Origin of the sequence: Mycobacteroides sp. H003 (assembly GCF_001440135.1) — a bacterium.
Lineage (GTDB): Bacteria > Actinomycetota > Actinomycetes > Mycobacteriales > Mycobacteriaceae > Mycobacterium > Mycobacterium gwanakae.
The window spans coordinates 98,577-112,933 of record NZ_LJYL01000011.1; the positions used below are offsets into that span (position 1 = coordinate 98,577).

Genomic DNA, 14,357 nt, shown 5'->3' on the forward strand with positions numbered 1-14,357 from the left:
CGTGACTACGACCAGTGCGGCGCCTGCCGTTCACGCGGGTGGACCGGCCCAGAGCGGTGGTCCCGGCCCCCGTACCGTTGCGCTGAGCTGCATGGTCGGCACCACCATCGAGTGGTACGACTTCTACCTCTACGCGACGGCTGCGGCGCTTGTCCTGAGGCCCTTGTTCTTCCCGACCGTCTCCTCGACAGCCGGCACGCTGGCCTCGTTCGCAACCTACGCCGCGGGGTTCGGTGCGCGCCCCGTGGGAGCCGTCATCGCCGGTCACCTGGGTGACCGGCTGGGGCGCAAGGCCGTTCTCGTTGGGGCCCTGCTCCTCATGGGCATTGCCACCGCGCTGATCGGCGCACTGCCGACCTATACCGAGGCGGGTGTTTTCGCACCGAGCGCACTGGCGACGCTACGGGTGTTGCAGGGGCTCGCGGCCGGAGCGGAATGGGGTGGCGCCGCCCTGCTGTCGGTTGAACACGCCCCGTCCGGCCATCGGGGTCTGTTCGGCAGCTTCACCCAGTTGGGCTCGCCAGCGGGAATGCTCTTGGCTACCGGCGTATTCGGTCTCACTCGAATACTCACCGGGCCGGACGTGTTTCTTGCCTGGGGCTGGCGCATCCCGTTCTTGAGCAGCGTCATCTTGGTGGCCGTCGGCCTGGCGATCAGATTGCGGCTGAGTGACTCAGCGGACTTCCGGCGGCTGCGTGAACGAGGCGAGCTCGCCCGGCTGCCTGTCGTGGAAGTCGTGCGCACGCAGCCCCGTAATGTGCTGTTGACCATCGGCTTACGGCTGTCCCAGATCGCCTTGTTCGTACTGCTGACCACCTACTCGTTGACCTACCTGCAAGACGTGTTCGGGAAGGACAGTCAAGTCGGGTTGACTGCCGTGTTGATCGCTTCGGCGATCGGCATCGTGAGTACGCCGGCGTGGTCGGCACTCTCGGACAGGATCGGCCGACGTCCCCTTTACCTGTTCGGAGCGGTGGCCGGACCGGTGGCGTTGACGCTGTTCTTCCTGGCAGCCGGAAGCGGGTCGACGGTTCTCGTGGTGCTCTCAATTATCTTCGGGATCAACGTTGTTCACGACGCCATGTATGGTCCCCAGGCCGCGTGGTTCGCCGAGCTGTTCGACATCCGGGTCCGCTACAGCGGCGCGTCTCTGGGCTATCAGATCGGTGCGGTGCTATCCGGTGGATTCGCCCCGCTGATCGCAGCAGCCCTGCTGGCCGTCAACCATGGAAACCCATGGCTCATTGTCGTCTACTACCTGGTGCTGGCCGCACTCACGTTCGCCTCCGCATATGCCGCCCGTGAAACCTATCGAGACAAGATCGGAGCCTCTCGATGAGCCGGATCTACCTCAATGCCTTCGACATGGCATGTGTCGGTCACCAATCACCGGGCCTGTGGCGACATCCCGAGGATCAGGGACACCGATACCGGACCTTGAGCTATTGGACCGAACTCGCCCGGTCGCTCGAGACCGGCGGTTTTGACCTGTTGTTCCTCGCCGATGTGCTGGGTGCGTATGACGTGTACGGAGCTTCGCGCGATGCGGCCGTGGTCGATGCGGCGCAATTCCCGGTCAATGACCCGTCGTTGGCGGTATCGGCGATGGCGGCGGTGACCGAGACATTGGGATTCGGGATCACGCTGTCACTCACCTACGAGCAGCCGTATGCCTTGGCCCGCCGTCTCTCGACGCTCGATCACCTCACCGAGGGGCGGGTGGCATGGAACATTGTCACATCGTATTTAGACAGTGCAGCAAGGAATTTGGGACTGGACGCCCAAATACCGCATGACCGGCGCTACGACATCGCCGACGAGTACCTCCAGGTCTGTTACAAGCTGTGGGAAGGTTCGTGGGAGGACGGTGCCGTGGTGCATGACAGGGCGCGGGGTGTCTTCACCGACCCGGCCAAGGTCCATGACATCGCGCACCAGGGAAGGTATTTCACTGTTCCCGGGCCATTTCTGTGCGAACCCTCGCCGCAGCGCACACCGGTGCTGTTCCAGGCGGGTGCCTCGGCGCGGGGGGTTCAATTCGCGGCGGCTCACGCCGAAGCGGTGTTCGTATCGGGTCCGACGCCGCAGGTCGTGCGCGGACCGGTGCGGGCCTTGCGTGAGGCCGCAGCGGGATTGGGCCGCGACCCGCGGGCCATCAAGGTTTTCACCATGGTGACCCCGATCGTCGCCGAGACGCGGGATCTGGCGATCGCCAAGCTGCATGATTACCGCCAATATGTCAGCCCCGCAGGTGCATTGGTTCTATTTGGTGGCTGGACGGGAGTTGATCTGGCTGGGCTCGGGCCAGACGAGGCGCTGCGGCATGTCCAGACCGATGCCAACCGTTCCGCGCTGGCGTCGTTTACCAAGGATCCGAGCCGTACCTGGACGGTGGGTGAGCTGGCGCAGGAAATCGGGATCGGCGGGCGTGGGCCGGTTCTCGTCGGTGCCGCCGCCGACATCGCCGACGAACTGGAACACTGGGTCGATGCTGCCGATGTCGACGGGTTCAACGTCGCGTATGCGACCACACCCGGGACCTTCGTCGATTTCGCCCGTTTCGTGGTGCCCGAGCTCCGGCGCCGAGGCCGGGTGCCGTATCGGCGGGAAAGGCTCAGCCTGCGCGAGCATCTCGGCGGCTGCGGTCCCCATCTGTCCGACGGACATCCGGGCCGGTCGTATCGTCGAGCAGTCCTACCCGGCTGACAAGGTGGAGTGATCTCCGAATCGATCACTGAGCGCCACTAGCAACTGATCCAGTGCGGCCAGCTCGGCGCGTTTGGCACCGACGAGCCGGTGCAGGCGCGAGAGGCTCGATGGCTTGCCGCTCTGTCTTCTGCGCTCCAGGGATGCCACATGGTCGTCGAGTTCGCGCAGGGCCACCGCACGTAGCTCGCCGAGGACATCCTGGTAGTACTGCGCCTGACGCAGATCCGCGCTCCGACCCGGAAGGATCGGATCGACGACCTTGATCAGGCCGCTCACGGTTCACCGCCCATGTTGCCTCCGGGTGTCGCTTTCATGCGCACACGCTAGGGCCGCACAATTTCCCGGACGCTGCCCCCAATTCACCGGGACATCTCAATCTGTTCACACTTCGCCGGCTATCCGCTGTGAGATGAGTGCCGAACCGCGAGGCGGGTGGAGGTCAGGCGGCGTCCGGCAACGAAGCGATCATGTGTTCCCACGCCTGATGAAGCCGGGCCGTGATCGGGCCGGTTTGCGTGATGGTCGTGACGCACCGACGGCTGTGGTCGTAGAGCTCGACCGACGATGTCAGGCCCTGAGTACCGTGCGCATGTGTCACCCAGGACTCGGCGATGAACACCGGATCCATGGCGTACCTCGAGGCTCCGAAGATGACGGCGATATGTGCGCCGGCCTGTTCGACCATCGCGGCGTGGCCACGGTGCAGCTGCACGCAGCCGCCACCGGGAACAGCGATCGTGAACGGCATGTCCACGTCCACGATGTGAGTCAGCAGATGGGGGATGACCTGCGAATCGATCTTGCGGGCGCCGGTGAACGGAAGCACGCGGTAACGCCCGGGGGTGAGTGCGTCGAGGTGGGTGAGCTGATCGGTGTCATGCCAATTGACGTCGGACCAATCGGTGACGGGGAACGCTTCGGGGGCCGCTGCCGGTGCCAGCTCGAGGGCGCTGATCGTCAGGCGGTCCGAAAGCGGGGTCAGGTAGGCGCGGTGCGTGCCGGTCTCGGCGACCATCGTCAGCGCTCGCGGTGCCAGGAAGGCATCGCGGACGAGTGCAGGGTTGAGCCGCAGGGCGATGTACTCGTCGTCGCAGCACAGTGCCTCGCCGGGAAAGGCGGGTTCCAGGTACTCGCCGGTGTGGCTGATCAGGGCGGCATCGTTGGCGGTCACGGCCACCACCGTGCCAAGGGCGGGGAGTGCTTCGGCGATGGCGTTGGGCCCCGCCACGATTCGTCGGGCGGGGCAGTGTTCACAGCGCTGGCCGTCAGTACACATCGCGGACGTACCGCTTTTCCCGCTTGAGGGTGTTGACGTACTCGGACGCCTCATCGGAGCTGAATCCGCCGTGCTCACCGACGATCTCGTGCAGTGCCTTGTCCACATCCTTGGCCATGCACGTGGCGTCGCCACACACGTAGAAGTGCCCGCCATCTTGGAGCCATGCGAACAGATCCTGGCCATGCTCGCGCATCCGCGTCTGTACGTAGATCTTCTCTGCCTGATCACGCGAGAAGGCCAGGTCGAGCCGGGTGAGAAGGCCGGAGGTATGCCACCCGTCGAGCTCGTGCTCGTAGATGTAGTCGTGTTCACGGTGCTGGTCACCGAAGAACAGCCAGTTGCGGCCGCTGGCGCCGCGCTGCTCACGTTCCTGCAGGAACGCGCGGAACGGCGCCACGCCGGTGCCGGGGCCGACCATGATCATCGGCGCATCGTCATCACTCGGGACCCGGAAGGACTTGTTGGGTTGCAAGAAGATACGGGCATTACTGCCACGATCTGCCAAGAAGGTGGAACACACCCCGCCGCGTTCACGGCCCAGGCTCAGGTACCGCACGCTGGCGACCGTCAAATGGATGCGCTCTGGGTGAGCCAGTGAGCTGGAAGAGATCGAGTAGGCGCGGTGCTGCAGCGGTTTGAGCAGTCCCATGAACTCTTCCAGGCTCAGTGCATCCCCGCCGATGCGCAGGATGTCGAGGATGTCCTTGCCGTACAGCCAGGTATCCAGCACCTCCTTGACCCCGCCCCGGAGTGCATGCGAGAACTCCTCGCTCTCCGCGCGGCTTTCCACCTCGCTCAACAAGTCTCGCGACGGGGCGCTGATCTCGTAGCGGGTGCCCAACAGTTCACCCAGGGGCTCACCGTCGACCAGGGTCTCTGTAGAGACACGGAAGTGATCCGCGATCGCCCCTACCAGTGCCGGATCGTTCTCCGCGATGACCGCGAGCGCGTCGCCCGCCTCGTAGGTGATCCCGCTGTCCGCGAGCGCGAACTCGAAGTGCCGGATCTCCTTGTCAGAGCCCGCGCGTGAGAGCAGCCGGTTGACCCGTACCTCCGCGGGGAACGGATTCTTGCGGGTCCATCCGGAGCGCACCACGGTGCTCGGCGGGGGAGTTCCAGGGGTGCCGCTGGCTCCAGCCAGGGTGACCAGGCTCGCGACCGCGCCCTGGACCCATTCCGCGGCCTGCGCCTCGTAGTCGATGTCGCAGTCGGCACGACCGACCACCCGACTCGCACCGAGTTGTTCGAGACGGGTGTCGATGAGCTTGCCGGCCTGGCAGAAACCGTCGTAACTGGTGTCGCCGAGGGCGAGCACACCGTAGGACACCCCTTCGAGACGGGGTGCCAGTGTTGAAGACAGTGCTTCCCAGAACAGTTCGGCGTTATCGGGCATCTCGCCCTCGCCATAGGTGGACGTGACGATGAGGACGTATTTCAGTCCGGCGAACTGATCGAGCGCTATCTCCTCGAGGCCGCTGACCGTCACGTCGAATCCCTGAGCCTTGGCCGCTGCAGCAGCGTCGCCCGCGACGATTTCGGCATTACCGGTCTGGGTGCCGTACAGGATGCGTAGCGGCGGGCGGGGAGCTTCCAGGTCCCCGGAGGCCGCCGGCGGTGGCGCTGCCAGGTTCATGGCGAGACGGGAGTGCAGCCCCGCCAGGAAGCCGGAGAGCCAGGCGCGCTGGTCCTCGTTGAATGGGGCGTCTTCGGGAATGTAGGCGATCTTCATGGCTTCTTCACGTGGTCTGGAGGGACGGTCCGGACAGGGCGACAACAGGTAACGCTTGATGTGCGAACAGTTCTTCGAAGGAAGGCAGACGGCCGATCTTGTCCCGGTTTTTGTTGCTCTGGTACAGGATCCAGCCGTAGGTTCCCGGGCTGTCCATGGACAAGACGTTGCGTTGGCTCAGCGCCTCCTTGTAATCGTTGAGGCGCTTGTCCGCGATAAGCACGGCCAGGTCCTCATCGCTATGCCCGTCGATCGCCTCACGTGCATACTTCTGCAGCTTCTGGATCAAGAAGAAGTCCTCGGTGAGTACGAGATTGCGCACTGCCTTGCCGATCCGGGGGTCGGTGACGTCCGTGACGTTCGGCATCCTGGACAGCGCGAGCTGCTGGGCCATATTCAGCACCGTGTAGGTGTTCAGCAGCGCGTACATCCCTTCGGTATCGGTGTCGCCGTATGCGGGCACCGATCCTTCGAGGACATCGCGCTGGCTGCGGTAGGACAGCTTGAACTTGTGTACTTGGTAGCCGGCCAGGGCGGCGGCCAATTCGTCCAGCAGTTCCTTGCGTGTCTTGCCTTGCAGAATGGCGTCGGAATCCTGGTACTGCAACAGCGCCCGCGACATCGTGTAGACCAGGTGCTCTCGGGTGCTCTGCCAATCATCAAGCAGGGCTTGGCCTCTGACTGACCCGGTGGCCGCCACATGCCATTGCAGCAGGATGCGGGCTGCGGCCTCGTGGAACGGGGCATCGGTCACGGGCAGTACCAGCACCGAGTCGCTGCTGACCTTCGAGGGCAGTTCGCCGTGCGGGTCGTACTGGTACAGGAAGCCGCCGCTCATCCCGTTCGCCACGCCCTTGCCGAATCCGCCGATGTTGAGCACGGCACCATTGGTCATGTATTCACAAAGGAATTCGCCGACGCCCTCGACCACTGCCGTTGCACCCGAGTTCCGAACCGCGAATCGGTCGCCGGCCTGGCCTTCTACGAACAGGCGTCCCCCCGAAGCACCGAAGAGGGCGAAGTTTCCGATCAGGACGTTGCCGCCCGGCGCCTCCGAACCGCCGCCGGGTGAGCGCACGGTGATCGTGCCGCCGCAGGCGCTCTTACCGACTCCATCGTTGCAGGTGCCCGTGTGCATCAGCATCATGCCGTCGTTGCAGAACACGCCGTAGCTCTGGCCTGCCGAGCCCGTTGTGGTGATCGAGACGCTCTCGGGTAGCAAGTAACGACGGCCACGTTCGTCAACGGCGACCGCGGATCCTTCTGCCCCTTGATAGTTGAGCATCCGCTCGATATCGATCGCGAGTTGTCCGCCGACGCTCTTGTTCTGGTTGGTCAGCTGTCTGGGTGGCAGTACCGTGCCGTCGAGGTCGAGCTGCTCGGTGAACGCATCGTCCACCGAGTAGTCCTTTTCCATGTACACCGGATTCTGGACGACGAATTCCTCTGCCACGGCAAGCATGCGGCGCAGATCGAGGGTGCCGATGCTCGACGGGTGATCCAGCAGATGCAGGAGGTCGCTGCGACCGCGCGCTTCACGCAGCGTCCGCAGGCCGAGCGTCGCCAGTAGCTCCCGCGCTTCGTGCGCGATGTTCAGCAGATACTGGGCAAGTGCCCGAGGGTCACCTTCGAAGACCTCGGCGTTGGTCGTCAGCCCGGCCGGGCATTTGATGTTGCAGTTCTTGGCCATGACGCACTTGAGCATCATCAGGGCGGTGGTCCCGAACTCGAAACTGTCCGCCCCCAGCAGCGCTGACTTGATGACGTCGCTGGCGGTCTGATGCGCGCCCGAGCAGCGGAGCACAACCTTCTGCCGGATTCCATTGGCGCACAAAGCCTGATGTACCTCGGCTACACCGATTTCCGCCGAGCGGCCCGCATACTTGAGGCTTGTCACGGCCGCCGCGCCGGTGCCACCGGTGTTGCCCGCGACATTGATGACATCGGCGCCGGCCTTGGCAACACCCACGGCAATCGTGCCGATGCCCTCCGAAGAAACCAGTTTCACGATCACCCGGACACGGGCTGCCTTGCAATCGTGGATCAGCTGCGCGAGGTCCTCGATCGAGTACGTGTCGTGATGGGGCGGAGGAGAGACGAGTTCGACACCCGGGGTTCCTCCGCGCGCCGCGGCGATCTGGACGGTTACCTTCGGCGCTGGAAGCTGGCCGCCTTCACCGGGTTTGGCGCCCTGCCCGATCTTGATCTCCAGCTCCTGGAGCATCGGGTCGGCAAGGTATCCCGCCCACACTCCGAAGCGCCCGGAGGCGAACTGCTTGATACGGGAGCCGCGAATGGTGCCGTAACGGCTGATGTGTTCGCCGCCCTCGCCGCAGTTGGAGAGTCCGCCAACCAAGTTGGTTCCGTGGGCCACGGCCTCGTGCGCCGGGGCCACCAACGCGCCGTGGCTCATGGCTCCCGATGTCAGCGTGGGGGTGATTTCACTGGCCGGTTGCACTGAGGACAGGGAAACCGAATCCGGAGCCGTCCTGATCTTCGTCAGGTAGCTCGCCGCTTGGCCGGTCGCCTTCAGATGCAGCTCGTCGCCGATGATCTCCTGGCTGGTGATGTCAGCGCCGAACCGGACCCGAAGCGAGGCTGCCAGCGCCGCGAGCCGCTCGTGGGTGTGTGAGAGCCGCAGCACGAACTTGCCATCGGAGTCCCGGCAGGACAGGCCACGCACCTGAAAGTCGTTGTTTCCGAACCGGGCGAATTGCCCCATTTCCCTGCGGAACTCGTTGGCGGTACGCACGAAATTCACATCGGCGGGCAGCGCCAGCACGTCCCGAAGCGCCGCCGGGCGCCGGGTGCGTTCTGTGTTCATCGCCCGGACAAAACTGCGGTAGCCCGGTGTGATGTCGAAACTATCGACAGCACGCGTGGGCAGCTCGTCAAAGCTGTTGTTGCGGTATGCGCCGTCGTCCAGCCCGAACGCACCCTCGAGTTGGTGCAGTGGCAGCAGCCTCAGGTAGGTCGGGTCGGCCATGTCGGGGTTTTCCGGGCGCGCTTCGTCCCCGAATGAGATGGCTTCCTCGGTCATATCGACGAATCCGCGCACTGCCGTGGTGCCGTACGAGTGGCCCGCGCCCTCGGCTCGCTCTTTGAACAGCCCCAGCAGCGGAACGTCTTTCTCGCCGGTCACCGCCAGTGCACGCGCATGCCAGTCGGCGACAGCTGTCGCGAGAGTAGAGAAACCGACACCGGCGACCGGTGACACGACATTGGGGAAGTATCTGTGCAACACCGGATCAGAGGTATCGAGGTAATTCGGTTCGAAGAACTCGCCGCCGATGTAACTCTCGACGGTACATAGGCCCACGCGGCCCATCGTCTTCATCAGTGACTTCTCGGCCGCCTTGGCGAAATGTTTGAACGCCTTGTCGGCATCGGCCCCGTACTTCTCCTCGGCCCGCATCTGTACGGCCAGCGGGTACACCGCCGACGCGCCGAATCCCAGCACGGCGGCCACGTGGTGCGAGGAACACAGTTGTCCGCTCTCGGCGATCAAAGAAACACGCAGCCGTAGGCCCTCTTCGATCAGCCGCTGATTGATGGCGGAGATGACGATGATGAGGGGCATTGCCGCGCGATCACTGGAGACATGGCGGTCGGAGATCACCGCAATGCCGCCGGACTCCCGCGCGAATTGCTCTACCGCATCGCATAGTTCATCGATGGCCCGCACGATTCGTTCGGCGTTGGATGCCGGGTCGGAGAGCTCGATGCGATAGCGCATCCCGAAACGCCGGACCGGGGTGCCCTGCTGCTCGCGGATCTTGAGCATGTCGAGATGGGTCAGGATGGGGGAGGGCACCACGATCTGCGGTGCGGGCTGAGCCCCGCTGTTGGGCTTTGCGCCGAGCGCAACACGCAAGGTCATTCCATCCGCCTCGCGGATGGAATCCAGTGGTGGGTTGGTCACCTGCGCGAACCGCTGCGAGAAATACTTCGCAACGCCACCTTCCTGATTGGAGAGGGCGTTGATGGCTGCGCCGTAGCCCATCGCGGAAATCTTCTCCTGACCGGTCGCCAGCATCGGATCCATCAGGAACTTGAAGCTTTCCTGGTTGAGTGAGTACGCCACGTATCGCTGGTGACGGTCGAGATCGCCGTCGTATCGTGCCGGCGAGCCCTGGCCCGCCGGGGGCACGTGGGGCAAGTCCGCGATGTTCACGCGGGCCTGCGCCAGCATGGTGGGGTAATCATGGCGCGCGGCAAGCTTTTCGAGAGCCTCGATGGTTCCGTAGGAACGGCCTTCGGCATGGTCGTAGTAGCGCATGCCGCCGGCCTCGATGCGGCCGCGCTCGATCACGGTGTCGGGGTCGAAGTAGATCTGTCCGGCCTCGGACATCACTCCGAGGTACTCGGCCGTCTCGACCGTGCGTAGTGGCCTGAGCCCAAGCCGGTCCAGGCGCGCACCGATGATGTTGCCGTCCCCGAAGATCAGCGCGGCGGGGCCGTCGTTCTTCTCCTCGTAGAGGCTGAAGTATTCGAGCATCGCCGTCACGCCGGGCGAGAGTGTTGTGTCGTTCTCCCATGCGGGCGGCATCATCGCAACGACGGCGGTGACGAGGTCGAGATCGTCCTCAAGCACCCGGCTTTGCAGGGTTTGATCCAGTCGGCAACTGTCCGATTGCCCCACCGGGCGAATAATGGCCCGGTTACGGGCCAGCGCGATCGCATTCTCGGACAAGCGATTCTTCTTGTCTGTGTTGAGCTCACCGTTGTGCGCCATCAGCCGGAACGGCTGAGCCATGGTCGCATTCGGTGCGGTGTTGGTGGAGAACCTGGTATGGAAGAACATCGAGTGCACTTCCATCCGCGGATCGGACAGGTCGCTGAAGTACGGCACCACTTCGTTGGAGTTCAGGCGCCCTTTGAGGACTTGAGTGTGCGTGCTGAGCGAGAGTGGATAGAGCCCAAGCAGTTCCGGGCGCGTGTAGGCCACGGCCTCGATCGCCATGAGCGCCTCATGTGTCTTGCGCTCGGAATCGGAACGGAATACCCATTGCCGAATCGGCAGCTGGTATTTCACGGCGGCAGGGCGAATCGCCCCGTTGTCCACCGGCACATCCCGTGTGAGCAGGATCGTGAATCCCTGTGCCCGCAGGGCCTGTTCGATGACCGCCTCGGCCTCGGGGTGGAATGCGGGGTCGGTGGGCAAGAAGAAGTTGCCCACCCCGAACTTGCCCGGCAGCAAGTCGGGATCGCCGGTCAGTTCGGAAAAGAAGCGCAAGGACAGGTCCATGTTCACGCCGGCGCCGTCACCAACGCCCTCGGAAGACATTCCTCCTCGGTGCGGCACGGCGCAGAGTGCCTCGTGGAGCTTGCGCACGACATCGTGTGTCTGGATGCCGTCTTTACGGGTCAGGAAGCCGACACCGCAGCTATTTTTCTCCTGGCTCTGGTCATACAGCCCGTTCAGCCGATTCTCCTCACCCAGCGCCGCGCACGGCGTATCCAGCGTGTGACGTTGGGTTTCTCGTTCGTTGAGCGAACCCGCCCTGACCAGCGCTCGGCATGGTCGCGACCTGGCAGACGCCGGTTCCCCGGCCTCCTGGGGTCAGTTAAACCAAGCCTAGCCTAAGTCGATGAGGTCTGATAGTCGGCGGGATATACGTCACACCGAGGATCAGGCCTAGCAAGCGTGCCGACGCTTCGATGGACCGGCCGCCACTTCCCATTATGGGGCAGCGGCGGGAAAATCGCCGCTCAGTAGTTATTGCAGGAGTTGGCGACCTGGTTGATCAGGACGGTGTACTCCTGAACGGCCGGCATGCCCCGTACCTCGTTGACCATCTGCTGGCGCTTCACCTTGGGCGACGCCACGAATTGCTGCAGCCAGGCACCGGCGATCGGATTCGCGTTCACCTGCTGTGCCGCCGCGGGCGACTGCTCGTTCAGTGCCGCCATGATTTGCGGGTATGTGCATGTGGTGTTGACGATGGCCGTCACATCCGGGTCGGCGGACGCGATTCCACCGCCTGCAACCAGCGACAATGCCATCGCGCCAGAACCAACAATCAACTTCGCCGTCAAGGGCATTCTCGTCTACCTTCCACCAGTTCCCCCGACGTCCATATCGACGGTCGGCGAGATTCCGTTACGCACAACGCTAGCAGGATCACGAGAGTCCTTAGTCATGCTATCTACCGGCTGGTGAGCTCCAAATGGAAGCTCTGCCAACACGAATGACACGTCGATGACGTGATGAAGCCCACTTTTGTATGGGCGAAAGTCACTGGCAGTGGGGATTTTGGCCCATGGCTGCCGCGCCGGGCGGCCAATAGTGTCGGGGAGGAGGAGCAGAGCCGCCCTATCGCATCGGAGGAGCCATGACCACCACGACACCCAACCCCCACATTCTTGTCGGTGTCGACGGATCGACATCGGCGCTCCACGCCCTGACGTGGGCAGGCGCCGAGGCCCAGCAGCGGAATCTGCCGCTGACGCTGGTGCACGCCGTCGATCACAGCAGCTTCGGGCAGGGCTACAACCTGGGGGCGTCGGCGAGCTTCTTTGATCACCTGGACACCGATGGTGCCGAGTTCCTCAGTCAGGCCAAGGACCATGTCTACGCACTGTTCCCGAATGTCGACGTGTCCACGGTCAAGGCGGCGGGTAAGCCCGTCGCGATCCTCGTGGAGTTGTCCCGAAACGCTGTCATGACGGTGCTCGGGTCCAGCGGGCTCGGCGGATTCACCGGCATGATGGCCGGCTCGGTATCGGTATCGCTGACCGCGAAGGGGCACAGCCCGGTTGTCGTGGTGAGAGAAGCGGCGGGACCTGCAGGGCCGGTTGTCGTGGGAGTCGCCGATTCCGATTCCAGCGACGGCGCGCTTGCGTGGGCGTTCGAAGAGGCCTCGATGCGACACGCCGAGCTGGTGGCGGTGCATGTCTGGAACAACATTCCGCCGGGGTACGTCTACGCGTACACCGCGTGGAGCGCCGTCGATTCGACCACAGAGGAACGGCGCCAGGAACAGATTCTTGCCGAGCGTCTATCCGGCTGGCAGGAGAAGCATCCGGACGTACCGGTGCGGCGCGTTCTCGCGATCGGGCATCCCGCCGATGTCCTGCTCCGCGCGTCCGAGGGCGCGCAGTTGATCGTCACGGGAAGCCGCGGCCGCGGTGACGTCGCGGGATTCTTCCTCGGATCCACCAGCCATGCGCTGATTCACAAGGCTGCTTGCCCGGTGCTGGTGACACCGCGGCCGTAGTCTCAATATGTGACCACCGCGCTGAAGGAATGGAGCGCGGCGGTGCACGCGCTGCTCGACGGCCGACAGCAGATTCTGCTGCGCAAGGGCGGAATTCACGAGAAGCGTTTCACGCTTGCCGATTCCCGGTTCCTGCTCTTCCCGACGATCGTGCACGGCTACGCCGAACGGGTGCGACCCGAACACCATGACGTACTCGAGCGTGCCGCCGCCGATAGCACCGAAACCGACGTAGTGGTGCGAGCCGGGGCCGAGGTTGTCGCCGCAATCGAGGTCACTCGGCCCGAGGCGCTCGAAGAGATTGCGTCGCTGCATATCTGGACAGCCGAATCCATTCGTGAGGACCGCGTGGATTTCCGGCCCAAACACCGGCTGACAGTCTTGGTGGTGCGTGCGTACCCGTTGGTCATGCCTGTGAGAATTCCCCGTGACAACGGGCATGTCGGCTGCACCAGCTGGGTGCAGCTCGAGGTCAACCCGCGGTGGGGCACACCGGTACACACGGAAGGAACACTCGCCGAGGTCGCTCAGCGGGTCCGCGAGTCTGTAGGTGCGTGAGGGAGCTCGGGGGTTGGTGTCCCACCGATAGCGTCGAGCCATCGCCGGCGTACCGGACCCCACCGGCGGTCGAACACCAGGGCCCGCTGCCGCGCTCGTTCGAGCTTCTCCGGCGAGTAGCGCCACCGCGCCCACGGGGATGTCGGGCGGGCCAGGCGAACCGCCGCCCACCAGGCGATGGGGGCGATGAAAATGCCGATCATCGCGGTGGGGTACTTGCCTTTGAGGGCGGTGAGCGCCACCAGCCCCAGGTGTACCAGCAGCAGCATCACCGCGACCCCGCGAGCGATGGCGATGACGCCGGTCAGGCCATCCACATTCAGCGGCGAGACACCGACCGCGGCCAGACCGATGCAGGCGGTGGCAAGCGTGACCATATCGACCGAAAGCTGTCCTTCGTTGGACCAGTAGACGTCCTCCAGATGGAAGATCATCGCGAACTCGTCGAGCACCAGCGATGCGCCGATCCCCACCAGTAGACCGGCGAGGTATGTCCACACCGACAACGGCGGAGAGCCGAGCGCTGTGAACCCTCCGACGATCAACAGGATCACGCCCGGCACGGAATGGTGGATGTGGACGCCGCCACCGGAGATGTTGTGAAACGGGCCCCGTCCGTCACGGATGAGCCGGGTAATGGTGCGCGTCACCACGAAGGTCACCACGAACGCCACGAAGCCGAGCAGCAGGGGACCTTTGTAACCGTCCACCACGTCGTACTGCCACCAGGTATCCAGCCAGGCCACCTTCGAATGTTAGCCGGTCAGAGGTGCGGTACCGGGAAAAGAGAGGGGGAGATCCCCACGGCGTTGCGCGTCAAAGTAAGGTCGCCCTCACCCAGCGCTGGGGAGCAGCCCCGCGC

10 protein-coding genes are annotated in these 14,357 nt (G+C 64.2%); 4 read left to right on the top strand and 6 right to left on the bottom strand.

What is annotated here, in order from left to right:
* The first annotated feature begins 91 nt into the window (after positions 1 to 91).
* Together AOT87_RS09200 and AOT87_RS09205 are read left to right on the top strand one after the other, a co-directional pair.
* A complete protein-coding gene (locus AOT87_RS09200) occupies positions 92 to 1,339 on the top strand; it encodes an MFS transporter (RefSeq protein WP_081343157.1) in 1,248 nt (415 codons plus the stop codon).
* On the top strand, positions 1,336 to 2,706 hold the full coding sequence (locus AOT87_RS09205; protein WP_057967763.1) for an LLM class flavin-dependent oxidoreductase: 1,371 nt from the start codon (positions 1,336 to 1,338) through the stop codon (positions 2,704 to 2,706). The genes AOT87_RS09200 and AOT87_RS09205 overlap by 4 nt, the downstream gene beginning before the upstream one ends.
* On the opposite strand, the gene AOT87_RS09210 is transcribed toward AOT87_RS09205, so the two are convergent.
* From AOT87_RS09210 to AOT87_RS09230, 5 genes are all read right to left on the bottom strand, one after another.
* On the bottom strand, positions 2,695 to 2,985 hold the full coding sequence (locus AOT87_RS09210; protein WP_030097887.1) for a hypothetical protein: 291 nt from the start codon (positions 2,983 to 2,985) through the stop codon (positions 2,695 to 2,697). The genes AOT87_RS09205 and AOT87_RS09210 overlap by 12 nt on opposite strands.
* Before the next feature lie 163 nt (positions 2,986 to 3,148).
* Positions 3,149 to 3,985, bottom strand: a complete 837-nt coding sequence (locus tag AOT87_RS09215; protein WP_057967762.1) for a hypothetical protein — start codon at positions 3,983 to 3,985, stop codon at positions 3,149 to 3,151.
* Positions 3,975 to 5,717, bottom strand: coding sequence for a sulfite reductase flavoprotein subunit alpha (locus tag AOT87_RS09220; protein WP_057967761.1), 1,743 nt, complete (start codon positions 5,715 to 5,717; stop codon positions 3,975 to 3,977). Before AOT87_RS09220 ends, AOT87_RS09215 begins: the two co-directional genes overlap by 11 nt.
* Positions 5,718 to 5,724: 7 nt before the next feature.
* Positions 5,725 to 11,142, bottom strand: coding sequence for a glutamate synthase-related protein (locus tag AOT87_RS09225; RefSeq protein WP_081343158.1), 5,418 nt, complete (start codon positions 11,140 to 11,142; stop codon positions 5,725 to 5,727).
* A gap of 287 nt (positions 11,143 to 11,429) precedes the next feature.
* Complete coding sequence (locus tag AOT87_RS09230) at positions 11,430 to 11,762, bottom strand: hemophore-related protein (protein ID WP_057967759.1); 333 nt, start codon at positions 11,760 to 11,762, stop codon at positions 11,430 to 11,432.
* A gap of 290 nt (positions 11,763 to 12,052) precedes the next feature.
* Here AOT87_RS09230 and AOT87_RS09235 point away from each other — a divergent pair, with 290 nt between their 5' ends.
* Together AOT87_RS09235 and AOT87_RS09240 are read left to right on the top strand one after the other, a co-directional pair.
* Positions 12,053 to 12,937: a universal stress protein gene (locus AOT87_RS09235; RefSeq protein ID WP_057967758.1), complete on the top strand. Its 885-nt coding sequence runs from the start codon at positions 12,053 to 12,055 to the stop codon at positions 12,935 to 12,937.
* Between the two features lie 9 nt (positions 12,938 to 12,946).
* Positions 12,947 to 13,495 (top strand): DUF1802 family protein, encoded by a 549-nt coding sequence (locus AOT87_RS09240; protein ID WP_057967757.1) that lies wholly within the window; start codon positions 12,947 to 12,949, stop codon positions 13,493 to 13,495.
* Here AOT87_RS09240 and AOT87_RS09245 read toward each other — a convergent pair.
* Positions 13,465 to 14,241, bottom strand: coding sequence for a hypothetical protein (locus AOT87_RS09245; protein ID WP_057967756.1), 777 nt, complete (start codon positions 14,239 to 14,241; stop codon positions 13,465 to 13,467). The two genes, AOT87_RS09240 and AOT87_RS09245, sit on opposite strands and share 31 nt — an antisense overlap.
* Positions 14,242 to 14,357 lie beyond the last annotated feature (116 nt).

Excerpts from the sequence above, each read along its gene's own strand:
- AOT87_RS09215 (WP_057967762.1), bottom strand. The coding sequence starts at position 3,985 with ATGTGTACTGACGGCCAGCGCTGTGAACACTGCCCCGCCCGACGAATC.
- AOT87_RS09220 (WP_057967761.1), bottom strand. The coding sequence starts at position 5,717 with ATGAAGATCGCCTACATTCCCGAAGACGCCCCATTCAACGAGGACCAG.
- AOT87_RS09205 (WP_057967763.1), top strand. The coding sequence starts at position 1,336 with ATGAGCCGGATCTACCTCAATGCCTTCGACATGGCATGTGTCGGTCAC.
- AOT87_RS09235 (WP_057967758.1), top strand. The coding sequence starts at position 12,053 with ATGACCACCACGACACCCAACCCCCACATTCTTGTCGGTGTCGACGGA.
- AOT87_RS09230 (WP_057967759.1), bottom strand. The coding sequence starts at position 11,762 with ATGCCCTTGACGGCGAAGTTGATTGTTGGTTCTGGCGCGATGGCATTG.
- AOT87_RS09200 (WP_081343157.1), top strand. The coding sequence starts at position 92 with ATGGTCGGCACCACCATCGAGTGGTACGACTTCTACCTCTACGCGACG.